Genomic DNA, 26,598 nt, shown 5'->3' with positions numbered 1-26,598 from the left:
ACCTTGAAGATGGGGGCGACCGCCGCCCGCCTCAATTGCCGCTGAGCGCCTGAAGATGGCCGCCGTGGGCCTCGGCGCGCTGGTAGGCCGGCCGCTCGCCGATGCGCTTGAGGAAGCCACGCAGCGCAGGTTTGTCATCGAGACCGCCGCCGCGCGCGGCCGCAGCCTGGATCGGGAAGCTCATCTGGATGTCGGCCGCACTGAACCGCTCACCCGCGAACCACGGGCTTTCGGTCAGGCGGCGCTCCATCCAGTCCAGGTGCAGGCGCCGCTGCGGGCCGATGAAACCCCGCTCGGCCTTGTCGGCAATGCTGCGCGCGATCGGGCGCGCGAAGAACGGCATCGGCGCGTTGCGGATGCGCCCCATCACCAGCGTCAGCAGCAACGGCGGCATTGCCGAGCCTTCGGCGTAGTGCAGCCAGTAGCGGTAGGCGATGCGCTCGGCGCCCTCGGCCGGCATCGGTGACGGCGACAGCTGGCGCTGGCTGTCGTAGCGGTCGGCAAGGTAGTCGAGGATCGCGCCGGACTCGGCCAGCACCAGCTCACCGTCCTGCAGCACCGGCGACTTGCCGAGTGGATGCACGTTGCGCAGCTCGGGCGGCGCCAGCAGCGTTTTCGGGTCGCGCGGATAGCGGCGCAGTTCGTAGTCCAGCCCCAACTCTTCCAGCATCCACAGCACGCGCAGCGAGCGGGAGTTTTCCAGGTGGTGGACGATGCGCATGAGGATGATCCTTGGAAAGACCTGCATCGTACCGCGCGGGGTGCATGCCGCTTGTAGAGTCGAGCTTGCTCGACTGCCGCTGAAAACAGTCGAGCAAGCTCGACTCTACAAAACGGCGGGCAATAAAAAACGCCGGAAGCTTTCGCTTCCGGCGTTCTGGCTACCTAACGGTAGCAGACGGATTAGACCGCCTGCACCTGGTCAGCCTGCATACCCTTCTGACCCTGGACGGCGATGAAGGTAACCTTCTGGCCTTCCTGCAGGGTCTTGAAGCCGGTGCCCTGGATGGCACGGAAGTGCACAAACAGGTCCGGGCCGCTTTCCGGGGTGATGAAGCCGAAGCCCTTGGCGTCGTTGAACCACTTGACGGTGCCGGTCTGACGATCAGACATTTGACTAACTCCTGAAACACATGTTGATAAAATCGCAGCCACCGGGTATCGGGGCCGAGACTGAGTTGCAGGCGTTGGTAAAGCGGATCGATGAGCGGATCGTGAGATCAACTGCACCAGGCCACGATTCACGGTGACCCTAGCAAACACAGTGGGACCAACGATACGCGTGTTTTCTGCAAAAAGCGATAGCCCGGACGTTCATGGGCAGGCCCTGCCCGCTAGGCGTGACAAGGGCTGGCAGCCGATCGTGGCTAACTCCGAGTCCCCATTCAGGTTTTTCCTACCCTACACTGGGTAAATGACTGAAGCTGAAACCCAAGCTGAACCCGCCCTCCCTCGCATCTGGGTGGATGCGGACGCCTGCCCCGGCGTCATTCGCGACATCCTGTTCCGGGCCGCTGAACGGGTCGGGATCGAGCTGACCCTGGTCGCCAACCAGTGGATCCGCACCCCGCCGTCGCGCTGGTTGCGTTCGATCCAGGTGCCACAGGGCCTGGATGTGGCCGACAGCGCCATCGTCGAGCGGGTTGCCGCCGGCGACCTGGTGGTCACCCAGGACATCCCGCTGGCCGCGCTGGTGCTGGAGAAGAAGGCCGTCGCGCTGAACCCGCGCGGCCAGCTGTACACCCCGAACAACATGGCCGAGCGGCTGTCGATGCGCAATTTCATGGAAGAACTGCGCGGCGCCGGGGTCCAGACCGGGGGCCCGCCGCCCCTCGGCCCACGCGACCGGCAGCTGTTCGCCGCCGAACTGGACCGTTGGCTGGCCCGGCGTCCCGGCCGCTGAACGGCGCTACTCCGCCTGATCCGGCAGGCACAGGCGGCGCTGGCTGCTGAACTGCCGCCGTTCCCCGCTGAGCGGATCATCGAAGGCCAGCCCCTGTGCCAGCAGCTGCAGCGGCGGCTCGACCGCCCCCTCCGGGCGCGACCTCAGTTGCGGATACAGGTCATCGCCCTCGATCGGCGCGCCCAGCGCGGCCATGTGCACGCGCAGCTGGTGCTTGCGGCCGGTCTCGGGCCGCAGCCGGTAGTGCCAGATCGATCCCTCCGCCTCGATCAGTTCGATCCGGCTCCGCGCATTGGGCTCGCCCGGCGCTTCGACCATGCGGAAGAACGGCTCGCCCGGCACCAGCCGGCTATGCCGCTGCAGTGGGAACGCCACGCCCGGCAGGGCCGGTGCCAGCGCCTCGTAGGTCTTCTCGATGCGCCGTTCGCGGAACAGCCGCTGGTAGGCATCGCGTGAGGCCGGCTGCGTGGAGAACAGCACCAGCCCGGCCGTCAGCCGATCCAGCCGGTGCAGCGGCACCAGCTCGGCGTTGCCGGTGCGGGTGATCAGACGCGCCAGCAGGGTTTCGCGCACGTGCCGGCCGGCCGGCGTCACCGGCAGGAAGTGCGGCTTGTCGGCCACCAGCAGGTGCGCATCCAGATGAACGATGGTCTCGGCGAACGGAATCACCGGCTCGTCGGCCACCTCGCGGAAGTACTGGATCTCCAGCCCCACCTGCCAGGGCAGGTCCGGCGCCAGCGCCCTGCCCTGCGCGTCCTGCACGCGACCACGGGCGAAGCGGTCCTGCCATTGCGCGCGGTCGATGCGCGGGAAACGCGCGCACAGGCCATCGAGCAGGCTGGGCCAGTGTCCGGGCGGCAGCTGCAACCGGCTGGGCGGGGTCATCGCGTCCATTCCTGCGGTGGATAGAGCGTGCAAGCGTGCCACGTTGACGCTTTGCCGACAGCCCGGCAACGGACACCCCTGGAGCAAACCTCTATCATTGTCCTCTTTAGTCCACGGATCCCCCATGGCTCTTACCGCCACCATCCGCAAGGCCGAACTGCAGATCAGCGACATGGATCGCGGCTACTACGCGACCCACAACCTGACCCTGGCCCAGCACCCGTCCGAGACCGACGAGCGCCTGATGGTGCGCCTGCTCGCCTTCGCCCTCAATGCTGGCGACCGCCTGGAATTTGGCCGCGGCCTGAGCACCGACGATGAGCCGGACCTGTGGGAACACGATTACACCGGCGACATCCTGCAGTGGATCGACCTGGGCCATCCGGACGAATCGCGCATCCGCAAGGCCAGCAATCGCAGCCGCCAGGTGCAGGTGGTGAACTACGGTGGCAACGCCTCCGAGATCTGGTGGACCAAGCAGGGCAAGGGCCTGGCGCGTTTTGACAACCTGTCGGTGGTCGACCTCGACGGTGCCTTCGTCGAGCAGTGGGGCCAGCAGATCCAGCGCGCCATGCGCTTCAGCGTGCTGATCCAGGATGACGAAGTGCAGATTCTCAATGATCAGATCCAGCTCGACATCATCCCGAACTGGCGCAAGCGCGCCAAGGCATGAGCACGATCCGCTGCGATGTGGTGGTCATCGGCGCCGGCGCGGCCGGGCTGATGACCGCGATCACCGCCGGCCAGCGCGGCCGCCAGGTGCAGGTGATCGACCATGCCAACAAGATCGGCAAGAAGATCCTGATGTCCGGCGGTGGCCGCTGCAACTTCACCAACACCGGTACTACCCCGGCCAACTTCCTGTCGGCCAATCCGCACTTCTGCAAGTCGGCGCTGGCCCGCTACACGCCCTGGCATTTCATCGAACTGGTCAGCAAGCACGGCATCGCCTACCACGAGAAGGAACTGGGCCAGCTGTTCTGCGATGTCTCATCCAAGCAGATCGTGAAGATGCTGGTGGACGAATGCCAGGCGGCCGGCGTGCAGGTCCGTACCGACTGCGGCGTGCAGCGCATCGAGCACGGCAGCGACGGTTTCCGCGTACACACCAGCCACGGCCTGTTCCACTGTGCCTCGCTGGTGGTCGCGACCGGCGGGCTGTCCATTCCCAGCATGGGTGCCACTGGTTTCGGCTATGAGATCGCACGCCAGTTCGGCCACGCGGTGCTGCCGACCCGCGCCGGGCTGGTGCCGCTGACGCTCAGCGGCAAGCATCAGGAGCGGCTGGCCGAGCTCAGCGGGGTCGCCCTGCCGATCGAGGCGCGCTGCAACGGAAAGAGCTTCCAGAACTTCATGCTGCTGACTCACCGCGGCGTCAGCGGCCCGGCAATCCTGCAGATTTCGTCCTTCTGGCAACCCGGCGACACGCTGGAGCTGGACCTGCTGCCCGACCACGATGCCGGCGAATGGCTGCGCCAGATGAAGCGCGAGCGGCCGGCCGCCGAGCTGCGCACGGTGCTGGGCGAGGTACTGCCCAAACGGCTTGCGCAGCGCCTGTGCGAACACTGGCTGCCCGACCGCCCGGTGCGCCAGCTGGACGAGCCGGTGCTGCGCCAGGCCGCGCAGCTGCTGGGCGCGTTCCCGTTGGTGGCCAGCGGCACCGAAGGCTATCGCACCGCCGAGGTCACCCTGGGCGGCGTGGACACCGCCGAGGTTTCGTCCTCGACGATGGAATCCAGGCGCGTGCCTGGCCTGCACTTCGTTGGCGAGGTACTGGACGTGACCGGCTGGCTGGGCGGCTACAACTTCCAGTGGGCCTGGGCCAGCGGCCACGCGGCCGGCGGCGTGGTGTGAACCACATCGCCGTTCGATGCGAAGGGGTGCGCGCATGGACGGTTCGGCGCGCATCGTGTATCTAGATTTGCAGATTGGGGAGCAGTGCATGCAGAACGCGAACGACATCACCATCCGCCTGCTGATCGTCGATGACAGCGGCGAGAATGCCGAAGCCATCGTCAGCGCCCTGCGCAACAGTGGCATCGCGGTGCGCCCGTGGCGCCCGCAGGATGCGGCCGAGCTGGCCCAGGTGCTGGACAGCCAGGCCATCGACCTGGTGCTGGCCTCGCCGTCGCCGGGCATTCCTCTGCCGCTGGTGGCCCAGCACATCGCCGCCAGCGGCAAGGATATTCCGCTGGTGCTGCTGGCCGAGCGCATCGATGAGGACGAGCTGGTGCAGGCCAGCAGCCATGGCATCCGCGCCCTCGCCCTGCGCCAGCGCCCCGAACATCTGCTGGCCGTGGTCCGCGACCAGTGGGTGGACCTGCAGGCCCGCCGTGGCCTGCGCCGCATCGAGGCGCAGATGCGCGAAACCGAGCGCCGCTGCGACGCGCTGATCGCCTCCTCGCGCGACCCCATCGCCTACGTGCATGAAGGCATGCATATCCGGGCCAACGACGCCTATCTGGAGATGTTCGGCTACGAGCACTTCGACGACATCGAAGGCATTTCACTGCTGGACATGGTCGCCGCGCAGCACGTGGAAGGCTTCAAGCAGCTGCTGAAAGGCCTCAGCCGTGGCGAAGCGCCGCCGCCGCAGTACCAGCTCGACGCCCGTCACGAAGATGGCAGCGCGTTCCCGGCAACGATGGAATTCACGGCAGCGACCTACGAGGGCGAATCCTGCCTGCAGGTGGTGCTCCGCCGCCGCATGGAATTCGATCCGGAGCTGGCACGCGAAGTCGAGGACCTGCGCCAGCGTGACCAGGTCACCGGCCTGCTCAACCGCCCGACCTTCATGCTGCAGCTGGAAAGCGCGGTGGCCCAGGCAGGTCGCAGCGAAGGCCAGTTCGGCCTGCTGTTGATCGAACCGGACCATTACGCGCGCCTGCTCCCGGACATCGGCCTGGCCTCGGCCGACGCGCTGATCGGCGCGCTCGCCGCCCTGCTGGCCGAGGTTGTCGGCGAGGACGCGCAGCTGGCCCGCTTCGGCGAACACAATTTCGCCGTGCTGCAGGCGGGGCCTTATGCGCAGACCGTCGCGTTGGCCGAGCGCATCCGCGAAGCCTACGCCGCGCACGTCTTCAGCATCGGCGCACGCTCGGCCACGGTGACGGTCAGCATCGGTGGCGTGCAGGTGGGCGAGAAGATCGCCAGCATCGGCCAGGTGCTGGCACGTGCCAGCGAATGCACGCAGGCCGCTGCCGAGCTGGGCAACACCTGCCGCATCTTCGACCCCGCAGCTGCCGACCGCGTGGAGGAAGAGCGCGTGCTGCGCTGGGTGGCACGCATCCGCGAAGCGCTGGCCGGCGACGGCTTCCAGCTGCACTACCAGCCGGTGCTGAATCTGCAGGGCGAGCCGCTGGAACTGTACGAGGCCTACCTGCGCCTGGAGCACAACGGCGAGCTGCTGAGCCCGACCGCGTTCCTGGGCATTGCCGAGGAGCACGGGCTGCTGGCCGATATCAACCGCTGGGTGGTTTCGCGGGCCATTGCGGTGCTGGGCCAACGCGCGCGCGAAGGCCACGCCACCCAGGTGCTGGTGAAGGTCACCCCGGAATCGTTCGACGATCCGCAGATGATCGCCACCCTGCGCCGCGAACTGCAGGCACAGGGCGTGCCGGGCGAACGGCTGTGGCTGCACGCACCGGAAGCGAAGGTGTTCACCCATCTGCGCAGCGCGCAGCAGTTCCTTGCCGAGGTCGCGCCCCTGGGCTGCCGCATCGGCCTGGAGCAGTTCGGTTCGGGGCTGGATTCGTTCCAGTTGCTGGCCCACTTCCAGCCGCAGTTCCTCAAGCTGGACCGCGGTTTCACCAGCGATCTGGCCGCCACCCGCGAGAACATCGACCGCATCAGCCAGATCACCGCGCGTGCGCAGGAAGCCGGTATCCGCACCATCGCCGAGTTCGTCAGCGACGCCAATTCGATGACCCTGCTGTTCAGTGCCGGCGTGGATTACGTGCAGGGCGACTTCGTCGGCCCGGCCTTGCCGGAGATGGGGTTCGAGTTTGGTTGACCCACGGGGCTGCCGGCCAGCGGCCGGCACTACCCAACGAAAAGGCCGGCTTTCGCCGGCCTTTTCATTGATCAGGTCATGTCGACCAGATTCTTGATCCTGACGTCCGGATTGACGTCGGCTTCGTAGTCGACACCGTCCACACCGAAACCGAACAGGCACAGGAAGTCGGCCTTGTAGCCGGCCAGATCGCTGATCTCGTACAGGTTCTCGTTGGTCACCTGCGGCCACAGCTTCAACACCTCTCCCTGCACCTCCGGGGCCATCTCCTTGTAGTCGGCACGCAGGCGGCCTTCCTCGTCCACCAGGGCGACAGTGCGGCCCTGGCCATCGACAAGGTCGTGGCGCAGGCGATCGATCGCCGCGCCGTCGGCCTTGCCGCCGTAGAGGATGTCGTACAGCACGTCGAGCTGCTCGATGCAGCCTTCGTGCGTGCCCTTTTCCTTCATCACCTTGAACAGCAGCGACAGGTACAGCGGCATGGTCGGAATGGCCGAGCTGGCCTGGGTGACCACGGCCTTCAGCACCGACACGCGCGCATCGCCACCGATCTTTGCCAGCTTCTCGCGCAGGCCCAGCACCTTGGTGTCCAGGTCCTTCTTGGCGGCACCGATCGAGCCGTTCCAGTAAATGGCCTGGGTGATCTCTTCGCCCACGTAGGTGAAGGCGGTGGTGGTGCAGCCATTGGCCAGCACACCGGCGTCGGCCAGCGCATCGATCCACATCTGCCAGTCTTCGCCACCCATGACCGCAACGGTTCCGGCGATTTCTTCGGCGGTAGCCGGCTGCAGGTGGGTCTCGGTCAGCACTTCCTTGTCGGTATCCAGGCCACGCAGGGTGATCGGCTCGCCGATCGGCTTCAGCGTGGAGCTGATGATCTCGCCGGTCTTCGGGTGCTTGCGGCGCGGTGCAGCCAGGCTGTAGACCACCTGGTCGACCTGGCCGAGATCGGCCTTGATCATCTCGATGGCCTTGGCCTTCACCTCATCGGAGAAGGCATCGCCGTTGATGCTCTTGGCGTACAGGCCGGCTTCGTCGGCGTACTTGTGGAACGCGGCCGAGTTGTACCAGCCGGCGGTGCCCGGCTTGGACTCGCTGCCCGGACGCTCGAAGAAGATGCCCAGGGTCGCCGCGCCGCTACCGAACGCAGCGGTGATGCGCGCCGCCAGGCCGTAGCCGGTGGAGGCACCAATGACCAGCACGCGCTTGGGGCCGTTCTGGATCGGCGGACGCGCGCGGATGTAGTCGATCTGCTGCTTGACCGCGGCCTCGCAGCCGGTCGGGTGGGTGGTGACGCAGATGAAGCCGCGGACGCGCGGTTTGATGACCATGGATACCTCGGGTTGGCAGATGCGGCGCACGGGGCGCTCAGCAGGAATACGGGTGCGCGCCTGCGCGCGCGAACCGCAGGATCGTAGTGCGCGGGGGAAGATTGCACAACCGACGCTGGCGTAGGGTGGGGGTTTCTTTCTGCAGGGCTTGCAGCCCTGCACCCGCTGCAATCAACGTCAACGTCAACGTCAAAGGCCGGCTATCCGGGGGTTGGCGGGGCGGGTCCGGTTGAGGGGGACGCCGTGAACCCGTCCATGGGGGCTTGGTCGCGGCATCCATGCCGCTCACACCCCCTCAACCGGACCCACCCCGCCTTCGACAGATTCCCTCGATCTGCCGGAACGGCACCCTGTTCTGGTAGGTGTCGACCTTGGTCGACACGGATGAATTCATTCGATATCTGACAGATGTGTCGACCAAGGTCGACACCTACCGACAGCGCGCGGTCCAACAGCCGCGTGAACCTGTCGAAGGTGGGGCGGTGTCGGAGTGCGGGGTGTCAGCCGCATGGATGCGGCTGCCAAGCCCCCAGGGATGGGTTCACGGCGTCCCCGCACTCCGACACCGCCCCGCCATCCCACGGAATGCTGCTCTGGCTTTGGCTTTGGCTTCTGCAGGTGCAGGGCTGCAAGCCCTGCAACACAAAAAACCCCGCTTGCGCGGGGTTCTCTGTGTACTGCGTGCAATCGGTGATTACGGGCGACGGGCCAGGGCCTCGACGTCCTTCGCCTTCGGCAGCAGGTCCTGCTTGCTGACGCGCAGGAAGCCGATCGTCAGCATCGGCACCGCCACCAGGATCGAGGACAGCACCACGATCACCGCACCGATCATGTGCGTCTCGGCCAGGCCTTCCATCGAGCTGCCGCCATACATGTACAGGGCAAGCGCCGACAGGAAGAACATCACCGCCGTGATCACCGTACGCGACAGCGTCTGGTTGATCGAACGGTTCAGCACTTCCATCGAGTCCACGCGCAGGCTGCGGAAGTTCTCGCGGACGCGGTCGAACACCACGATGATGTCGTTGATCGCAAAACCCATCACCGACAGCAGGCCGGCCAGCACGGTCAGGTCGAACTCACGGCCCAGCAGGGACACGTAAGCCACCGTCACGATCAGGTCGAACATCGCCACGATGCTGGCGGTGACCGCGAACTTCCATTCGAAGCGCACCGCGATGTAGATCAGGAAGCCGGCCAGCATGAAGATGGTGGCGTACAGGCCATTCATCGCCAGGTCCTTGCCGATCTGCGGGCCAACGAACTCGTTGCGCAGCACGGTGGCCTGGTTGTCGGCGGTGGACAGCGCCTTCACCACGGCCGCGGCGGTGGCCTTGTCCTCGGCAGCGGCATCACCGGTACCCGGAGCATGCTCGCCGTGCGGGGCCAGGCGGATCAGCAGATCGGTGTTGCCACCGACACTCTGCACCTGCGCGCCGTCAAAGCCGTTTTCCTCGAGCTTGGTACGCACCTGCTCGACGTCCACCGCCTTGTCGAAGCGGGCTTCGATCAGCGTGCCGCCGGTGAAATCCAGCGCATAGTTGAAGCCCTTGAAGCCGATGATGGCGACCGAGGCCAGGAACACCACGATGGTGACCGCCATGGCGACATGGCGCCAGCGCATGAAGTCGATCTTGGTGTCGTTCGGGAGGATGTGCAGCGGAAACAGTTTCATGTGCGTGTCGTCCCGTCAGATGGCCACGTTCTGGAGCTTCTTGCGGCTGCCGTAGATCAGCGTCGCCAGCGCACGCGACACGGTGATCGCGGTGAACATGGAGGCGAAAATACCGATGATCATGGTCAGTGCGAAGCCCTTCAGCGGACCGGTACCGAATGCGAACAGCGCCACACCGACGATCAGGCCGGTCAGGTTGGCGTCGAGGATGGTGCCCGAGGCACGCTCGTAACCGGTCACGATCGCGGTCTTGCCGGGCACGCCGGCACGCAGTTCTTCACGGATACGCTCGTTGATCAGCACGTTGGCGTCCACCGACAGGCCGACCGACAACGCCAGGCCGGCGAAGCCCGGCAGGGTCATGGTCGCGCCGAACATCGACATCACCGCCACCACGATCAGCAGGTTGAACAGCATCGCGATCGAGGTGATCACGCCGAACATGCGGTAGTAGATGCTGAAGAACACCAGGGTGAACAGGAACGCGAACACCACTGCGCGCATACCGTTCTTGACGTTCTCGGCGCCCAGGCTCGGGCCGACCACGCGCTCTTCGACGAAGTCCATCGGCGCGGCCAGCGAGCCGGACTTCAGCAGCTTGGCCAGGTCTTCGGCTTCCTTCTTCTGCAGGCCGGTGGTCTGGAAGTTCTTGCCGAACACGCCGTTGATGTTGGCCACCGAGATCACTTCCTCATTGACCTTGAAGCCACGCACTTCCTGGCCGTCGACGACGGTCACGGTCGGCACGCGCTCGGTGTAGACCACCGCCATCGGCTTGTTCACGTTGGCGCTGGTGAAGTCGAACATGCGCTGGCCACCGACATTGTTCAGCGTGACGCTGACCGCCGGCGAGCCGCTGTTCGAATCGGTCACCGCCTGCGCACCGACCATCTGGTCACCGGTGACGATCACGCGCTTGTTCAGCAGCACCGGGCCACCGCCATCACGGCGCTGGTAGACCTTCGCTTCCGGCGGGATGCGGCCAGAGGCGATCGCGTCCTGCGCATTGCCATCGACCACCGCACGGTATTCCAGCGTGGCGGTGGCGCCGATCATGCGCTTGGCTTCGGCGGTGTCCTGCACACCCGGCAGCTGCACGACCACGCGGTCGGCACCCTGGCGCTGGATGATCGGCTCGGCCACGCCCAGCTGGTTCACGCGGTTGCGCAGGGTGTTGATGTTCTGCTCGATGGCACCGTTGGCGATCTGGGTGATCTCGGCCTCGGGAATGGTCACCGTGATGCGGCTGCCGCTGACGTCGTAACCGAGGGTCGGCTGCGCCTTGACCAGCGCGGTACGGGCGAGCTGTGCAGCATCCTCACCAGCCGACGGGCTCAGGTTGGCCACGATGCTGTTGTCGGCACGACGCTCCACCGACTGGTAGGCGATGCGGGCGTCACGCAGCGTGCTGCGCACGTCTTCGGTGTAGGCGTCCAGGCGCTTGTCCAGGGCGGCCTTCTGGTCGACCTGCAGCACGAAGTGCACGCCGCCCTGCAGGTCCAGGCCCAGCACCATCGGACGACCGCCGAGGTTGGCCAGCCAGTCCGGCACGGTCGAGGCCAGGTTCAGCGCCACGGTGTACTGCTCGCCGATGGTGTCACGCAGGGCGTCGCTGGCAGCGGACTGCGCCTTCAGGTCCGGCAGGCGGACGATCAGGCTCTCCCCTTCCTTCTCGGCGCCGATGGGGGTGACACCGGCCTTGTTCAGGTCGGCCAGCACACGGTCGCGCAGCGCATCGTCGACCTGCCCGCCACGGTTGGCGGTGATCTGGATGGCCGGGTCCTTCTGGTAGATGTTGGGCAGCGCGTACAGCGCGCTGAGCGCCAGTACGATCAGGATGACGACGTACTTCCAGCGTGGAAATTCGAGCATTGCTTGGGTCCCGCGCGGCGCCATCCCCGGCGCCGCGGTTGTGCTTCGGAAAGGGAGTGGCTTACTGGGCCGACTTCAGGGTACCGGCCGGCAGCACGTTGCCGACAGCGCCCTTCTGCACGCGGATGCGCACGTTGTCAGCCACTTCGATGGTGATGAAGTTGTCGCCGATGTCGGTGACGATGCCGGCGATGCCGCCATTGGTCAGCACTTCGTCGCCACGCTTGATCTTCTCCAGCATGGCCTTGTGCTCCTTCTGCCGCTTCATCTGCGGGCGGATCATCAGGAAGTACATGATGGCGATCAGGATGATCGGGAACAGCAGCGTGGTCAGGCCCATGCCCTGCGGTTGGCCGCCGGCGGCCTGGGCGTGGGCGGCGGGAATCAGGAAGGCAAGCAGGTTCATCGTTGGTCCTTTGGTTGGGCGGCGCTTCGGCCCTTTCACGGGCACGAGGTGTCGACCGCGGATCTGGGTCAGCCTTGAAGTATGCCACGGCCCCGGGCGTTCGTCCTTGGGCCGTTTGGCAGGGGGTGTCCGGTTACAGGGGCGGCGCGACCGCCCCCCGTGCCGCGTAGAAGGACTCACGGAAGGCCAGGAAGGTTCCCGCCTCGATCGCCGCACGGATGTCGGCCATCAGCTTTTCGTAATAGAACAGGTTGTGCAGGGTGCCCAGCATCGGCGCCAGCATCTCGTTGCAGCGGTCCAGGTGGCGCAGGTAGGAGCGGGTGTAGCCGCCGGTGCAGGCCACGCAGCCGCAGCCCGGCTCGATCGGGTCCATGTCGCGCGCGTACTGGGAGTTGCGGATGCGGACGGTGCCGAACGAGGTGAAATAGTGGCCGTTGCGGGCGTTTCGGGTCGGCATCACGCAATCGAACATGTCCACGCCGCGTGCGACACCCTCGACCAGATCCTCCGGCCGGCCCACGCCCATCAGGTAGCGCGGGCGGTCGCCCGGCAGTTCCGGGTCCAGGTGGTCCAGCATGGCATTGCGCTCATGCTCCGGCTCGCCCACGGCCAGGCCGCCGATGGCGTAGCCGTCGAAGCCGATCGCCTGCAGGGCCTCGGCCGAGCGGCTGCGCAGGTCGGTGTGCACGCCGCCCTGGACGATGCCGAACAGGGCCGCGTCGTTGCCCAGCTCGTCATGCGCGTTGCGGCTGCGCTGGGCCCAGCGCAGGCTCAGCTCCATCGAGCGGCGGGCGACATCTTCGGTGGCCGGGTACGGGGTGCACTCGTCGAAGATCATCACCACGTCCGAATCGAGCACTTTCTGGATCTTCATGCTCTCTTCCGGGCCCAGAAACACCCGGGCACCATCAGTCGGCGAGGCGAAAGTGACACCCTGCTCGGTGATCTTGCGGCGGTGGGCCAGCGAGAACACCTGGAAACCACCGGAATCGGTCAGGATCGGGCCATCCCAGCGGCAGAAGCCGTGCAGGCCGCCGTGGTCGGCGATGATGTCCAGGCCCGGGCGCAGGTACAGGTGGAAGGTGTTGCCGAGGATGATCTCGGCGCCCAGCGCGCGCACCTGGTCCGGCAGGATGCCCTTGACCGAGCCATAGGTTCCCACCGGCATGAAGGCCGGCGTTTCCACCGTGCCACGCGGGAAGGTCAGGCGGCCACGGCGGGCACGGCCGTCGCGGGTCTTGAGCTGGAACTGCAGTCGGGACATGGAGCGGTCATTCAGGCAAATAGTCGCCCATTGTCTCCCAAGAAGGCGTGCGCACCAAGGTGCGCACCCACAGGGGCCTTGCCTTCCGAGGCTGCCCTCCTTCACAGAGCACCCTACCCTCCCAGGGTGCCCTGCCTCCTCAGCCCGCCTGCGGGAACAGCAGCATCGCGTCGCCGTAGCTGAAGAACCGGTAGCGCTGCTCGATCGCGTGCTGGTAGGCCTCGAACACGCGTTCTTTGCCGGCGAACGCGGAGATCATCATCAGCAGCGTGCTTTCCGGCAGGTGGAAGTTGGTCACCATCGCGTCGACGCTGCGGATGCGGTAGCCCGGGGTGATGAAGATCTGCGTCTCGCCGGCGAACGGCAGCAGCTCGCCATCGCGCATCGCGCTTTCCAGCGCACGCACCACGGTGGTGCCGACGCCGATCACCCGGCCACCGGCCGCACGCGTGCGCCGCACCTGCTGCACCAGTTCGGCACCGACATTCAGCCACTCGCGGTGCATCACGTGGTCCTTCAGGTCATCGGCACGCACCGGCTGGAAGGTGCCCGCGCCCACGTGCAGGGTGACGTGGCCGAAGTCCACGCCCTTCTCCTTCAGCGCGGCCAGCAGCGGTTCGTCGAAATGCAGGCCGGCAGTCGGCGCGGCCACCGCGCCCACTTCACGCGCGAACACGGTCTGGTAGCGCTCGCGGTCGTCCACGCCTGGCTCGCGCTGGATGTACGGCGGCAACGGCAGGCGGCCGGCGTGCAGCAGCCACTGCTCCAGTGACTCGGGCACATGGAACTGCAGCACGTAGAACTCGCCGTCGCGGCCCAGCACCTCGGCTTCGCCGCCGGCATCCAGCGCGATGCGGCTGCCGGACTTCGGCGACTTGCTGGCGCCCACCTGCGCACGCGCCTGCTGGCCGCCGAGCAGGCGCTCGATCAGGATCTCGACGCGGCCACCGCTGGCCTTCTGCCCGAACAGGCGGGCCGGAATCACCCGGGTGTCGTTGAACACCAGCAGGTCGCCCGGCTGCAGCTGCGACGGCAGGTCACGCACCTGCAGGTCGGTGAAGGCTGCCGGAGCGGGTGGCACCAGCAGCAGGCGGCTGGCGGAACGCTCGGCCAGGGGTGCCTGCGCGATCAGTTCGGCCGGCAGGTCGTAGTTGAAATCGGACTTCTTCAAGGCAGTGGGCGGCAACAGGTCGACAATGGCGCGCATTGTACGTCCAGCGTCTGCGAGCCGGCGCGCTTCGCGGCGAACGTCGCGCAAAATGCTGCTATGCAGCAGGTTTCTGCGGGGTTATCGCGCAAAAAAACAAGTGCTAGCATCGAGCCGGAAGTCCGCTGCACGAGCCTGCCCCCAAGCGCGCGTGATGACGCGCGTTTTGCTTTTGAAGACCCGTGCGACCCATTGTTTCAGGAGATCTGCAATGAGCTTCATCGAACGCCTCGCCCCCCTGCGCAACCAGCCCGGCACCCGCCTCACCACTGGCCTGGACGACGCCACCCTGACCGCCCTGTCCGCCCGCCATCCGCAGCTTGTCGCCGCGGTGGAGGCTGCCGCCGAGGAATTCGCGCGCGTGCAGGCCGACCTCGGGCCGCTGCTGGCGCAGGACGAGCAGGCCCAGATTGATGCCATGCAGGACGGCTTCGTCAATTTCTATGCCGATGATGCGGTGACCCCGTATGTGGCGCTGGCCGCGCGCGGCCCGTGGGTGGTCACCCTGAAGGGTGCCGTGCTGTACGACGCTGGCGGCTACGGCATGCTCGGCTTCGGCCATACCCCGGATGCCGTACTGGAGGCGATGGCCCGTCCGCAGGTGATGGCCAACATCATGACCCCGAGCCTGTCGCAGCAGCGTTTCATCACGGCCCTGCGCGCCGAGATCGGCCATCGCCGTGGCGGCTGCCCGTTCGCCCGGTTCATGTGCCTGAACTCCGGCTCCGAGGCGGTCGGCCTGGCGGCCCGCATCGCCGACGTCAACGCCAAGCTGCAGACCGACCCGGGCGCCCGCCACGCTGGCGCGGCGATCAAGCGCGTAGTGGTCAAGGGCAGCTTCCACGGCCGCACCGACCGCCCGGCGCTGTATTCCGATTCCAGCCGCAAGAGCTACATGCAGCACCTGGCCAGCTATCGCGGCGAAGACTCGGTGATCACCGTGGCGCCCTACGATGAGGCCGGCCTGCGCAAGGTGTTCGAAGACGCCGCACGCAACCACTGGTTCGTCGAGGCCGTGTTCCTGGAACCGGTGATGGGCGAAGGTGACCCGGGCCGTTCGGTGCCGCCGTCGTTCTATGACGTTGCCCGCGAGCTGACCCGTGCGCACGGCAGCCTGCTGCTGCTCGATTCGATCCAGGCTGGCCTGCGTGCGCATGGCGTGCTGTCGGTGGTCGACTATCCAGGCTTCGAAGGCCTGGACCCGCCGGACATGGAAACCTACTCCAAGGCACTCAACGCTGCGCAGTACCCGCTGTCGGTGCTGGCGGTGACCGAGCATGCCGCGCAGCTGTACCGCAAGGGCATCTATGGCAACACCATGACCAGCAACCCGCGTGCACTGGATGTGGCCTGCGCCACCCTCGCCCAGCTGACCCCGCAGGTGCGTGCCAACATCGCCGAACGGGGTGCCGAAGCGGTGCGCAAGCTGGAGCAGCTGAAGGGCGAACTGGGCGGGCTGATCACCAAGGTGCAGGGCACCGGCCTGCTGTTCTCCTGCGAGCTGGCCCCGCAGTTCAAGTGCTACGGTGCCAATTCCACCGAGGAGTGGCTGCGCCAGCACGGCATCAACGTGATCCACGGTGGCGAGAACTCGCTGCGCTTCACCCCGCACTTCGGCATGGACAGCGAGGAACTGGACCTGCTGGTGGGCATGGTCGGCCGCGCCCTGCGCGAAGGCCCGCGCCGCGAGCAGGCCGCCGCAGCGTAACGCCGCCCAACGCGTCATACTCCATGGACACCCCGCCCGCAACCGCTGATCCGGTTGCCGGCGGGGCGTTTTCGTTTCCGCACCAAGAGACAGGAACCCCCATGAAGTCCATCTGCGTCTACTGTGGCTCCAACGCTGGCAGCAAGCCGGCCTATACCGAGCGCGCCATTGCCCTGGGTGACCGCATCGCCCGCGACGGCCTGCGCCTGGTGTACGGCGGCGGCAACGTCGGCCTGATGGGAACCGTGGCCAACGCCGTACTTGCCGCCGGCGGTGAAGTAACCGGCGTGATCCCGCGCCAGCTGGCCGACTGGGAAGTGGCCCATCGCGGCCTGACCGAACTGGAGATCGTCGGCTCGATGCACGAGCGCAAGTCGCGCATGTTCGACCTGGCCGATGGCTTCGTTGCCCTGCCCGGCGGCTTCGGGACAATGGAAGAAATCTTCGAGATGCTGACCTGGCGCCAGCTGGGCATCGGCAACAAGCCCTGCGCGTTCCTCGATGTGGATGGCTTCTATGCACCGCTGATCGGCATGATCGATCGCATGGTGGAGGAGCGCTTCCTGCATCCGGACCAGCGCCAGGACCTGTGGTACGGCTCGGACATCGAAGAGATGCTGACCTGGATGCAGAACTACCAGCCGGCACAGGCCTCGAAGTGGATCGACGAGAAACGGCGCGCCGCGCTGCGTTGATGCCCCTTGCACGCGGCGGCTCAGGCCCCCGCGTGCACCCGGGGTGCAGGCCGGCCCAGCAGGTAGCCCTGGCCGTAATCACAGCCGAGTTCGCGCAGGGTCTGCCGCTGCGCCTCGGTCTCGATGCCTTCACCGATGGTCTCGATGCCCAGCGTGCGCGCCAGCGACAGCACGCCTTCCACCAGCGCGCGCGTGCTCTGCACTTCCGGACCGTGCAGGCCGGCGATGAAGCTCTGGTCGATCTTCAACGTGCTGATCGGGAAGCGGTGCAGGTAGGACAGTGCCGAGAAACCGGTACCGAAATCGTCCAGCTGCACCTGGATGCCACGCTCGCGCAGGCCCTGCAGGATGCGCAGCGTATGCGGGCCATCGTCCAGCAGCGCCACCTCGGTGATCTCCAGGCGCAGCCTGCGCGGATCGGCACCGCAGGTGTCGAGCAGGCCGAACAGGCGATCACTGAATTCCGCCGAACGGAAATGGCGCGGCGACACGTTCACCGAGACGTAGCCCTGGCCGCCCTTGCCCAGGCCAGCGATGACCTGCTCGTAGATCAGCCAGTCGACCTGTTCGATCAGGCCGCTTTCCTCGCCCAGCTCCAGGAACGCGCCCGGCAGCAGCAGGCCACGGCGCTCGTGCTGCCAGCGCAGCAGCGCTTCGTGCCCGACCACCTCGCCATCGGACAGGCGCACGATCGGCTGGTAGAAGGGAACGAAATCGCGGTTGTTGATCGCGCGGCGCAGATCGGCTTCCAGGTCGAGGCTGCGCATCGCCTGTTCGCGCATGTCCTCGTCGAAGATCGAGCAACGATCGTGGCCCTGCGCCTTGGCCCGGTACATTGCCGCGTCGGCATCGCGCAGCAGTTCTTCACCGGTGCGATAGCGCGGGTTCCACAAGGCGATGCCCAGGCTGCCCGACGGGAACAGCTCGCGCCCGGCGATCCACATCGATTCCTGCAGCGCCAGCAGCAACCGCTGACCGAAGTCCAAGGCCTGTGCCAGGCCCTGCGGGCACTGCAGCAGCACGGCAAACTCGTCGCCGCCCAGCCGTGCCACAACATCCTCGGGGCCGGCCATCGACACGATGCGCTTGGCCACTTCCACCAGCATGCGGTCGCCGGCGGCATGGCCGATGCTGTCGTTGACCAGCTTGAAACGGTCCAGGTCGAGGAACAGCACGGCGAACACCGGGCCGCCCTCACGCTTGGCCAGCGCCAGCGCATCCTGCAGGCGGTCGAGCAGGTGCAACCGGTTGGGCAGGCCGGTCAACGCGTCATGCATGGCCTGGTGGGTCAGGCGCTGTTCCGCGCGCAGGCGCTCGCCGATCTGGCCGAGTAGCTTTTCATTCACCTCGGCCAGTTCACGGGTGCGCTCCTCCACCCGTTTTTCCAGTTCGGCATGCGCCGAACGCAGACGCTGCTGGTCACGCTGGCGGGCCAGCCCGGTGCCGATGTTCTGCGCGACGAAGGTCAGCAGGCGCTGGTCGTGCACGCTGAACGTGCTGCTCTCGCTGTAGCTCTGCACCACGATCGCGCCCACCACTTCATCGTCGCGCAGCAGGGGCACACCCAGCCAGCAATGCGAGCGGGCGCCGGATTCGCGCACTTCGCCGGTGGCCAGCAGCGCGTCGATCTGCGCACGCGAGGCCAGCAGCGGGCGCCGGTTGCGCACCACGTACTCGGTCAGGCCGCGGCTGAACGGTCGCGGCGCACGACTGGCATTGTGCTCGTCCACCGAATAGACGAAATCCAGTCCGTTGCCTGCCGGGTTGACCAGCGCGATGTAGAAGTTGCGCGCATCAAGCAGGCGCCCGACCACGCCATGCACCTGCCCGTAGAACTGGGCCAGGCTGTCGGCCGACATCGCCATCTCGGCAATGTTGTACAGCGCGGTCTGCAGCTGTTCGGCGCGACGGCGCTCGGTCACTTCATCCTGCAGGCTGTGGTTGGCGCGCTGCAGTTCCTGCGTGCGCCGTTCCACCTGATGCTCCAGCCGTACCTGCGCCTGGCGCCGGTCCATGGCGGTCTGCACGTGCTGGGCCACGAACCCCAGCAGGGCCCGCTCGGCCTCACCATAGCGGGCAGCCTGTTCATAGCTCTGTACCACGATGGCGCCACATACGCGGCCATCGCGCAGCATCGGCACGCCCAGCCAGTCCAGGCTTTCCGGCCCGCGCTGCGGGTCGTGCTCCTGCTCCATCACCCGTGCCAGCAGCTCGCGCGATGGGCCACTGAGCGGCCTGCCATGGCGCAGCAGCGCCACGGTCAGGCTGCGTGGCATCTCGCTGGCGGCGTGGCTCTGCGATGGATCGGCGACGAAATCATCAACCTGGTCGGCGAAGTACAGGAAGCGGATCTGGTCCCGCACATCGTCGTACTCGACGATGTAGCAGTTCTCCGCGTACATCAGCGTGCCCAGCACGCCGTGCACGTGGCGCAGCATCTCGCCCATCTCAAGGTCGGCACCGGCCAGGTCGGCGATCTGGAACAACGCCTGCTGCAGGCGCTCGGCCTCTTCCAGCGCCTTGATCTGCCCGGCCTGGCGGCCACGCTGCAGGGCCAGCTCCATCGCCTGCCGGGCCAGCCCCCACCACGCGGGCGAGGGCGCCGCGCCGGCCACCGACAGCAGCAGACGCGCACCGTCGTACTCCCAGCCGTGCTGGCCGTCGCCGATGCCGGGCTTCCCGGATGCGCAATCCGTCACCGCCAGCAAGGGCCATCCGCCCTGGCCACAGCCCAGCTGCGGGTCGTCCCAACCCACGCGGACCACCGCCGACTCCGGCAACAGCGCATGCAGCGCGCGCACCAGCGCCGTGCTCAGCACGACCTCGTGTGGTGGCTCTTCCGCCGGTTCAGCATACGTGGACAAATGACAATCTCTTGGCGCCGTCTGTGCGTCGCCTCCCCTGAGCCGTCGAGCATAGCGCGCCACCCGGGGGGCAATGGAAGCCCGCAAACCCCGAATCGTGCGCCCGTACGTTTTTCCTGCTGTCCGTAGCCCCTTGCGCGCCATGAACCCTGCCCTGCCCGCCCTCGCCACCGGCTATGCGCCATCGCCTGCAGGCCTTACCCTGTACGCCGTGGAAGCCAGCGCATTGCCAACCGATGAAGCCTTGATGCTGGCCTGGGCCGGTGGCGATCTGCGTGCGTTCGAAAGCCTGTATGCGCGCCATCGCAAGCGACTGTTCGGCTTCCTGCTGCGGCAACTGCGCGACAGTGCGCTGGCCGAAGAGATCTTCCAGGACGTCTGGCAGCGGGTGATCAGCGCCCGCGCCGGCTGGCAGCCCGAGGCGGCATTCAGCACCTGGCTGTTCCGCATCGCCCATAACCGCTTGAACGATCACTGGCGTGCCGCCCGCCATCGTCCCGCCGCTCCGGCCGACGCCGACCTGCGCCTGGCCGCGATCGAGGATGGGCAGACCCCGGAGGCCGAACTGTCCGAATTCGAACAACGTCGCCGCATCCAGCTGGCGATGGAACAACTGCCGCCCGAGCAGCGCGAAGTGCTGCAGCTGCGGCTGGATCAGGAACTGAGCCTGGAGGAGATCGGCCAGATCACCGGCGTAGGCCGGGAAACAGTGAAATCGCGGCTGCGCTATGCGATGGACAAGCTGCGTGCGGGATTGAACGCATGAACCGAGACGAACCGCTGACGCCGGAAGAACGCGAGCTGGCCCGCCTGCTCGGCCGTCGCGCCGAACAGGCGCCGCCGGCCGCGCTCGACGCCGCCATCCTGGCCGCGGCGCGCGCCGCCGTGGACGCACCGGCCGCCGCAACCGCCGCCTCCCCGGAAGCACCCCGCGCACGGCGCTCACGCTCGCGCTGGCCGGCCGTGTTCGGTATCGCCGCCTCGATGGTGTTCGCCATCGGCATCGCCTGGCAGCTGCGCCCGGAACCACCACCGGTCCCGGCAGGTGAAGCAGCCGTCGCTGCCGCGCCTGCTGCTGCCGAGATCGCAGCCGACGCGCCGCCTGCTGCGGACGGTGCCGCGGACAGCATGGCGGCAACCGCAGAACCGGCCGCACCGCCGGCAACGCTCGAGGCTGCTCCGATGGCTGCTCCGATGGCCGCCCCCACGCCCGCAGCGGCTCCCGCCGCGCGTGCACCTGCAATGGCGGCAGCGCCCAAGCCTGCACCCGTGGACGCACAGGAACGCACCGCGCGCTCAAGGGCGGCAGAGGCCGCCGCCGATACGGCTTTTGCCACACCGTCGGCCGCTCCTGCAGCGGCGCCGCCTGCGCCCCCCGCCCCGGCGGCCTACTCGGCACCTGCTCCGGCATTCGCGCCCGCTCCGGCAGCGGCGCTCAAGGCACGCACGGCCGAAGCGGCCATGGACGACGCCGCAGCCAACGCCGAACCGGCGCAGGCACTGGATCGGGTACAGATCACCTCGATGAAGCGCGAGGCCGCCAGCCGTTCAGCCGCAGGCGTCATGCGCCGCAGCAGCGATGCCAGCCTGAGCGCCGATGCGGTGCAGGCCGAAGTCGGCGCCGACGCGCGCCTGCCACGCCGGCAATGGCTGGAAAAAATCCGTGACCGCCGCGATGCGGGCCAGCGCGACCTTGCCCGCGCCAGCCTGGAACGCTACATCGAGCAGTATCCGGAATCGCGCCTGCCGCGCGACCTGCGCCCGTTGCTGGACGACTGAGGCCCACGGAGGCCGGGCCCAACACCGTAGAATGGTGGAGATGCCCGATACCCTCGCCCAGCCGGTCAGCCACACGCTGGAAGTCAAACACAGCCGCTTCATTGCCCATGCCACGCCGATTGATGGCGCCGCGGCAGCGATGGCGTTCCTGCAGCAGGTTGCAGTGGCCGATGCCACGCACAACTGCTGGGCTTACCGCCATGGGCAGGACTACCGTTCCAGCGACGATGGCGAACCCGCAGGCACCGCCGGGCGCCCGATCCTGGCCGCCATCGACGGCCAGGGTTTCGACCGGGTGATGGTGGTGGTGACGCGCTGGTTCGGCGGCATCAAGCTCGGTGCCGGCGGCCTGGTCCGCGCCTACGGCGGTGCCGCCGCCGAGTGCCTGCGTACCGCGCCACGCCTGCCATTGGTCACCATGGCCCGCCTGCAGCTGCAGGCCGGCTTCGAGGACCTGGGCAGCCTGCACGCCACCCTGCCCGCCTTTGGTGCCGGGAAACGTGATGAACAGTTCGATGCCAATGGCGTGTGCCTGCGGGTCGAATTGCCTGCCGATCAGGTCGACGCATTGAAAATCCGCCTGCGCGACGCCACCCGTGACCGTATCCGCATACAAGACGACGACCAGGATGACTGACAAGGACGACGCCCCCGCTTCGACCCCGCCGCTGCGCCGCCTTGGCAGCCTGCGCACGTTATGGCCGTTCGTGCGCCGCCACAGTGGCCTGTTCACGGCCTGGCTGCTGGCCCTGGCTGTGTCTTCGGCAGCCACACTGAGCCTGCCACCGGCGGTGAAGCAGATGATCGACCACGGCTTCAGCAGCGGCGGCCAGATCAACCGCGCCTTCGCCCTGCTGATGCTGGTGGCGGTGGTGATGGCGCTGGGTACCGCGGCGCGCTTCTACTTCGTGTCGCTGCTGGGCGAAAAGGTCGTCGCCGACCTGCGCAGCCAGTTGTACGCGCATCTGATCCAGCTGGGCGCCGGCTTCCACGACCGCAGCCGCAGCGGTGAGCTGGTCTCGCGCCTGACCGCCGACACCGAACTGCTGCGCAGCGTGGTCGGTTCAACGATGTCGGTCGCCCTGCGCAGCAGCGTGACCGTGGTCGGCAGCCTGGCGATGCTGTTCGTCACCAGCCCGAGGCTGGCAGCGTGGTCGCTGCTCGGCATCCCGCTGGCGGTGCTGCCGATCATCATCGGCGCGCGCAAGTTGCGCACCGTCGCGCGCAACAGCCAGGACCGCATCGCCGATGCCAACAGCCTGGCCAGCGAGACCCTCGGTGCGGTGCGTACGGTGCAGGCCCATGCCCGTGAGCCTTACGAACGCGGCCGCTTCGACCATGCGCTTGGCGATGCGATCAAGGCCGCACGCCGCCGCATCGGCGCGCAGTCGCTGGTCACCGCCAGCGCCATCCTGCTGGTGTTCGGCGCCATCGTCGGGGTGCTCTGGCTGGGTGCACACGACGTGATCGACGGGCGCCTGAGCGCCGGCACGCTGGGTCAGTTCGTGCTGTATGCGCTGATCGGCGGTGGCTCGGTCGGCGCGCTGGCCGAAGTCTGGAACGAACTGCAGCGTGCGGCCGGTGGCATGGGCCGCATCGGTGAACTGCTGCAGGAAGACATCGAGATCCGTGCGCCGGCACAGCCGCACGCGCTGCCGCAGCCGCTGCGTGGCGAAATCCAGTTCGACGATGTGGTGTTCCATTACCCGCAGCGGCCGGACCAGGCCGCGCTGGATCATTTCAGCCTGCATGTGCGGCCCGGCGAGACCGTCGCCCTGGTCGGCCCGTCCGGCGCCGGCAAGAGCACGGTGCTGTCGATGCTGCTGCGTTTCCACGATCCGGCCAGTGGCCGCATCTGCGTGGATGGCGTCGACGTGCGCCGGGCCGACCCGGCCGAACTGCGCGCGCAGCTGGCGCTGGTACCGCAGCAGCCGACGTTGTTCGCGGCCAGTGCGCGCGAGAACATCCGTTATGGCCGCCTGCAGGCCAGCGACGACGAGGTCGAGCAGGCCGCGCGCGCGGCCGAGGCCGATGGCTTCCTGCGTGCGTTGCCGCAGGGCTACGACAGTGAACTCGGTGAGCGCGGCGCCCGCCTCTCCGGCGGCCAGCAGCAGCGCGTGGCGATTGCCCGTGCCCTGCTGAAGGACGCACCGATCCTGCTGCTGGACGAAGCCACCAGCGCGCTGGACGCGCAGAGCGAGTACAGCGTGCAGCAGGCGCTGGAGCGGTTGATGGCCGGCCGCACGACGCTGGTGATCGCCCACCGCCTGGCCACCGTACTCAAGGCCGACCGCATCGTGGTGATGGATCAGGGCCGTATCGTAGCCGAGGGCACGCACGCACAGTTACTGGCCGAAGGCGGTCTGTACGCTGAACTGGCTAGGCTGCAGTTCATCGATTGATGACGGTCGCCTAACATCGGCCGGACCAAGCTGGCGACCAAAAGCAGCGTTCGCAGTCCCTAGAAGGAGGTGCACGATGTCGTTCCGTCAGTTTCCCGCCGTCGACAGCAATGGCGAAAGCCACATCATCATCGAGTTCAAGCCCGAGGCGAATGGCAGCGGGCACCACTCCGAGGCCACGCCGCGCTACGAGCTGGATGATGGCCGCCAGCTGGTGCGCAACGGCCGCGAGTTCACCACCAGCGGCGGCGAACTGCGGTTGACGATCTGAGGTTTGCCGGGCATGGCCCGGCGCCACCGGATTCCGCATCGCCCTGCTCCGGGGATTCCGCATCGCCCCGCTCTGGGGATTCCGCATCGCCTCGCTCTGGTAGGTGTCGACCTTGGTCGACACGCTTTCTGCCAAGGGCAGTCGAGCATCGCTCGACGCTGCAAGAGGCGTGATCAATTTATCGCCAATCGTCTTGACAGCCTTGGCTGCCAAGGCCTGCGCGCGGTTATCCACACGTTTGCTCAGAAATCATCCACACTGCCTGTGGATGAATTCAGCCGAGCACCCGGCCGATGCCGCTGGCGTCCACCTCGGCCGCCGACGCAGCGATCGCCATCGGGTCGCTGCCCGCAACGAAACCGATTCGGAAATGCACTTCGCCGCCGGGCGTTCGCGAGGAGTGGATCGAGGCCAGGCTGATGCCGTGCTGCTCGAACACATTCAGCAGCTCACGCAGCGAACCGGGCCGGTCTTCCGGCAGATGCACCGACAGCGCATTGCGCTCGGTCAGGTCCGCCAGCAGGTAGCCCACGCGCTCGAAAGTGTAGTTGCCGTCGGCCAGTGCCCGCTCGCCGAAGGCAGCGCGGTTGGCCGACAACAGCTGCTCACGAAATGCCCCGCGTGCACCGTCGTCGCCCTGCCCGACCTGTGCCTGCAGGGCCTGCAACTGGCCGATCAGCCGCTCCAGCATCGGCGCCACGTACGGGTTGCCGAACTGGATGTCTTCGTAGATGGCCGGATTCAACGACAGAATGCGCGAAATGATCGCGGTATCCAGCTCGAACGACGCCGAACGATACGGCATCATCGCAGCCAGGTCGCCCAGCTGCGGCTGGTACTGGCGCAGCACGCCGGCCTGGGCCAGGTGGCTGGCATGCACCATCGCCTGTACCAGCGCCATCATCTGGTCGTGGTGCTGCGGGGTGGCGCGCACGCACTCGGCCTGCAGCGCCGCGCACAGCGCGTCGACCCACGGCTGCCAGTGCTGCAGCCGCGATTCGCAGACCACCATCACCCGGCCTTTCAGCGTCGGTGCCTTGGGCGGTGCGGTCATCGGATGCAGGCCGACCACTTCAGCCTGCGAGGCCAGCATCGCCTGCACCGGCGCTTCCTTCACCGACGTCACGTCCAGCCACAGGCGGTCTTGCTCGCGCCCCGCCGACTGCTGCACGTACTGGGCGATCAGCGCGGGCGTGTGCCGGATCGGTGCCGAGAACACCAGCACATCGGCCTGCGCCAGCAACTGCTCCGGCGTATGCGAGGCCGGGTCCGCGGGATCGTGGCCGATCACCTGCAGCTGCATGTGCTGCTGGAAGAATCGGCTCAGCCAGCGCCCGTAGGCGCCCGCGCTGCCGACAATGCCGACCGTGCGCGGCGTGCGTTCGTGCAGACCGCTCATGCCACGCGTTCGGCGCGGAAGCGCGTACCTTCGGCCAGCGCAGCTGGCGCCGCGGCGATCACGTCGAACTCTTCAAAGCCGTTGTCCAGGGTCGCCTCCAGCGCCGCATGGGTACCGGCAATGGCGCGCGAGATCGCCTGCTGCATCGATTCGCCGCGCAGCAGGAACGACACCACCAGTGACATCAGCACATCGCCGGTGCCGGCCACATCCACCGGCAGCAGCGGCGAGGTCCAGCGCCAGGTTTCCGTGCGGCCGACCGCCAGGGTCACCAGCTCGCCGGGGTTGCCGCCTACGCTGTGCGCGATCACCCACTGCGGACCACGGTCGAGCAACGTACGGGCGGCGGCGATGGCATCGGCCTCGGCCAGTGCGGGCATGCCGGTGAGGCGATTCAGTTCGAATGCGTTCGGCGTGACCAGCCACGCATGCGGCAGCAGGCGCTCGGCGAAGATGGCTTCCAGGCCAGGCTCGACATAGGGCCCGGTATGGGTATCGCCGATCACCGGGTCCAGGCAGTAGCGCAGCTGCGGGCAGGCCGGCAGGATCTTGTCCAGCCAGTCGGCGAACGCCGCACCGTTGGCGGTACTGCCGAAGTAACCGGACACCAGCATCCTGGCCCGCTGCGGCAGGCCGCGTTCGTAGGTACCGAGCAGCAGGTCGGCGAACCAGTCGGCGGGCAGCACGCGGCCGCGGGTGGTGTCGTAGAACGGCGCGTTGCTGAGCAGCACGGTCGGGATTTCCGCCACGCGCACGCCGAGCGCGCGCATCGGCGGGACGGCGGCGCTGTTGCCGGCGTGGCCGTAGACAAGTTGCGACTGGACCGAGATGACATCGATCGGCGACGGGCCGTCGGGCCGCTGGCGGCGGCCGTGGACCAGGTGGTTGTCAATGGATTCGCTCATGCCAGCATTCTACGCCCGGT

At 67.3% G+C, this 26,598-nt stretch carries 23 protein-coding genes; 11 read left to right on the top strand and 12 right to left on the bottom strand.

The features are described from left to right. Window positions 1-31: 31 nt before the first annotated feature. Together N440_RS06210 and N440_RS06205 are read right to left on the bottom strand one after the other, a co-directional pair. Complete coding sequence (locus N440_RS06210) at window positions 32-721, bottom strand: glutathione S-transferase (protein WP_133934428.1); 690 nt, start codon at window positions 719-721, stop codon at window positions 32-34. 182 nt (window positions 722-903) lie between these two features. Continuing rightward, complete coding sequence (locus N440_RS06205) at window positions 904-1,113, bottom strand: cold-shock protein (RefSeq protein WP_004153307.1); 210 nt, start codon at window positions 1,111-1,113, stop codon at window positions 904-906. A gap of 301 nt (window positions 1,114-1,414) precedes the next feature. Here N440_RS06205 and N440_RS06200 point away from each other — a divergent pair, with 301 nt between their 5' ends. Further along, window positions 1,415-1,903, top strand: a complete 489-nt coding sequence (locus N440_RS06200; RefSeq protein ID WP_049457318.1) for a YaiI/YqxD family protein — start codon at window positions 1,415-1,417, stop codon at window positions 1,901-1,903. A gap of 6 nt (window positions 1,904-1,909) precedes the next feature. Here N440_RS06200 and N440_RS06195 read toward each other — a convergent pair whose 3' ends face one another. Then, entirely contained in the window at window positions 1,910-2,788 is an 879-nt protein-coding gene (locus N440_RS06195) for a pseudouridine synthase (RefSeq protein WP_133934427.1), read from the bottom strand. 124 nt (window positions 2,789-2,912) lie between these two features. On the opposite strand from N440_RS06195, the gene N440_RS06190 reads away from it, so the two are divergent. From N440_RS06190 to N440_RS06180, 3 genes are all read left to right on the top strand, one after another. Beyond that, window positions 2,913-3,461: a YaeQ family protein gene (locus tag N440_RS06190; protein ID WP_049457316.1), complete on the top strand. Its 549-nt coding sequence runs from the start codon at window positions 2,913-2,915 to the stop codon at window positions 3,459-3,461. Next, window positions 3,458-4,642 carry an NAD(P)/FAD-dependent oxidoreductase gene (locus N440_RS06185; RefSeq protein WP_133934426.1) on the top strand — a complete coding sequence of 395 codons (1,185 nt, stop codon included), beginning with the start codon at window positions 3,458-3,460 and terminating at the stop codon, window positions 4,640-4,642. The genes N440_RS06190 and N440_RS06185 overlap by 4 nt, the downstream gene beginning before the upstream one ends. 88 nt (window positions 4,643-4,730) lie before the next feature. Beyond that, window positions 4,731-6,800, top strand: coding sequence for an EAL domain-containing protein (locus N440_RS06180; RefSeq protein ID WP_040009725.1), 2,070 nt, complete (start codon window positions 4,731-4,733; stop codon window positions 6,798-6,800). A gap of 71 nt (window positions 6,801-6,871) precedes the next feature. Here the strand turns inward: N440_RS06180 and fabV are convergent, their stop codons facing one another. The 6 genes from fabV to queA form a co-directional block, all read right to left on the bottom strand. Next, entirely contained in the window at window positions 6,872-8,131 is a 1,260-nt protein-coding gene (fabV, locus tag N440_RS06175; protein WP_133934425.1) for an enoyl-ACP reductase FabV, read from the bottom strand. A 694-nt stretch (window positions 8,132-8,825) separates the two neighbouring features. Then, the gene (gene secF / locus N440_RS06170) at window positions 8,826-9,806 is read right to left on the bottom strand and encodes a protein translocase subunit SecF (RefSeq protein ID WP_049456823.1); all 981 of its coding nucleotides are present in this window, start codon (window positions 9,804-9,806) and stop codon (window positions 8,826-8,828) included. A gap of 15 nt (window positions 9,807-9,821) precedes the next feature. Then, window positions 9,822-11,678, bottom strand: a complete 1,857-nt coding sequence (secD, locus tag N440_RS06165; protein WP_133934424.1) for a protein translocase subunit SecD — start codon at window positions 11,676-11,678, stop codon at window positions 9,822-9,824. A 61-nt stretch (window positions 11,679-11,739) separates the two neighbouring features. Beyond that, window positions 11,740-12,084, bottom strand: a complete 345-nt coding sequence (yajC, locus tag N440_RS06160; RefSeq protein ID WP_006434333.1) for a preprotein translocase subunit YajC — start codon at window positions 12,082-12,084, stop codon at window positions 11,740-11,742. 133 nt (window positions 12,085-12,217) lie between these two features. After that, on the bottom strand, window positions 12,218-13,348 hold the full coding sequence (gene tgt / locus N440_RS06155) for a tRNA guanosine(34) transglycosylase Tgt (protein ID WP_006434331.1): 1,131 nt from the start codon (window positions 13,346-13,348) through the stop codon (window positions 12,218-12,220). A 139-nt stretch (window positions 13,349-13,487) separates the two neighbouring features. Next, a complete protein-coding gene (gene queA, locus N440_RS06150; RefSeq protein ID WP_133934423.1) occupies window positions 13,488-14,555 on the bottom strand; it encodes a tRNA preQ1(34) S-adenosylmethionine ribosyltransferase-isomerase QueA in 1,068 nt (355 codons plus the stop codon). A gap of 211 nt (window positions 14,556-14,766) precedes the next feature. On the opposite strand from queA, the gene N440_RS06145 reads away from it, so the two are divergent. Beyond that, window positions 14,767-16,263 (top strand): aminotransferase class III-fold pyridoxal phosphate-dependent enzyme, encoded by a 1,497-nt coding sequence (locus N440_RS06145; RefSeq protein ID WP_133934422.1) that lies wholly within the window; start codon window positions 14,767-14,769, stop codon window positions 16,261-16,263. Between the two features lie 101 nt (window positions 16,264-16,364). Beyond that, window positions 16,365-16,958, top strand: coding sequence for a TIGR00730 family Rossman fold protein (locus tag N440_RS06140; protein WP_006434211.1), 594 nt, complete (start codon window positions 16,365-16,367; stop codon window positions 16,956-16,958). Between the two features lie 20 nt (window positions 16,959-16,978). Here N440_RS06140 and N440_RS06135 read toward each other — a convergent pair whose 3' ends face one another. Continuing rightward, window positions 16,979-19,822, bottom strand: coding sequence for an EAL domain-containing protein (locus N440_RS06135; protein ID WP_133934421.1), 2,844 nt, complete (start codon window positions 19,820-19,822; stop codon window positions 16,979-16,981). Window positions 19,823-20,069: 247 nt separating this feature from the next. On the opposite strand from N440_RS06135, the gene N440_RS06130 reads away from it, so the two are divergent. The 5 genes from N440_RS06130 (at window position 20,070) to N440_RS06110 (ending at window position 24,274) form a co-directional block, all read left to right on the top strand. Further along, complete coding sequence (locus N440_RS06130; RefSeq protein WP_239684266.1) at window positions 20,070-20,588, top strand: RNA polymerase sigma factor; 519 nt, start codon at window positions 20,070-20,072, stop codon at window positions 20,586-20,588. Further along, on the top strand, window positions 20,585-21,601 hold the full coding sequence (locus N440_RS06125; protein ID WP_133934420.1) for a hypothetical protein: 1,017 nt from the start codon (window positions 20,585-20,587) through the stop codon (window positions 21,599-21,601). Before N440_RS06130 ends, N440_RS06125 begins: the two co-directional genes overlap by 4 nt. A gap of 40 nt (window positions 21,602-21,641) precedes the next feature. Further along, window positions 21,642-22,238, top strand: a complete 597-nt coding sequence (locus N440_RS06120) for a YigZ family protein (protein WP_133934419.1) — start codon at window positions 21,642-21,644, stop codon at window positions 22,236-22,238. Beyond that, window positions 22,231-24,003, top strand: coding sequence for an ABC transporter transmembrane domain-containing protein (locus tag N440_RS06115; protein WP_133934418.1), 1,773 nt, complete (start codon window positions 22,231-22,233; stop codon window positions 24,001-24,003). The genes N440_RS06120 and N440_RS06115 overlap by 8 nt, the downstream gene beginning before the upstream one ends. Window positions 24,004-24,079: 76 nt before the next feature. Continuing rightward, window positions 24,080-24,274, top strand: a complete 195-nt coding sequence (locus N440_RS06110; RefSeq protein ID WP_005416191.1) for a hypothetical protein — start codon at window positions 24,080-24,082, stop codon at window positions 24,272-24,274. A 274-nt stretch (window positions 24,275-24,548) separates the two neighbouring features. On the opposite strand, the gene N440_RS06105 is transcribed toward N440_RS06110, so the two are convergent. Next, window positions 24,549-25,673, bottom strand: coding sequence for a prephenate dehydrogenase (locus N440_RS06105; protein WP_133934417.1), 1,125 nt, complete (start codon window positions 25,671-25,673; stop codon window positions 24,549-24,551). Further along, the gene (gene pdxY, locus N440_RS06100) at window positions 25,670-26,578 is read right to left on the bottom strand and encodes a pyridoxal kinase (protein ID WP_133934416.1); all 909 of its coding nucleotides are present in this window, start codon (window positions 26,576-26,578) and stop codon (window positions 25,670-25,672) included. The genes N440_RS06105 and pdxY overlap by 4 nt, the downstream gene beginning before the upstream one ends. Window positions 26,579-26,598 lie beyond the last annotated feature (20 nt).

This window comes from Stenotrophomonas sp. CC22-02, assembly GCF_004365115.1.
Taxonomy (GTDB): Bacteria; Pseudomonadota; Gammaproteobacteria; order Xanthomonadales; family Xanthomonadaceae; genus Stenotrophomonas; species Stenotrophomonas forensis.
The sequence above is the reverse complement of the archived record's forward strand: the minus strand, read 5'-3'. Positions and strand labels throughout refer to the sequence as shown.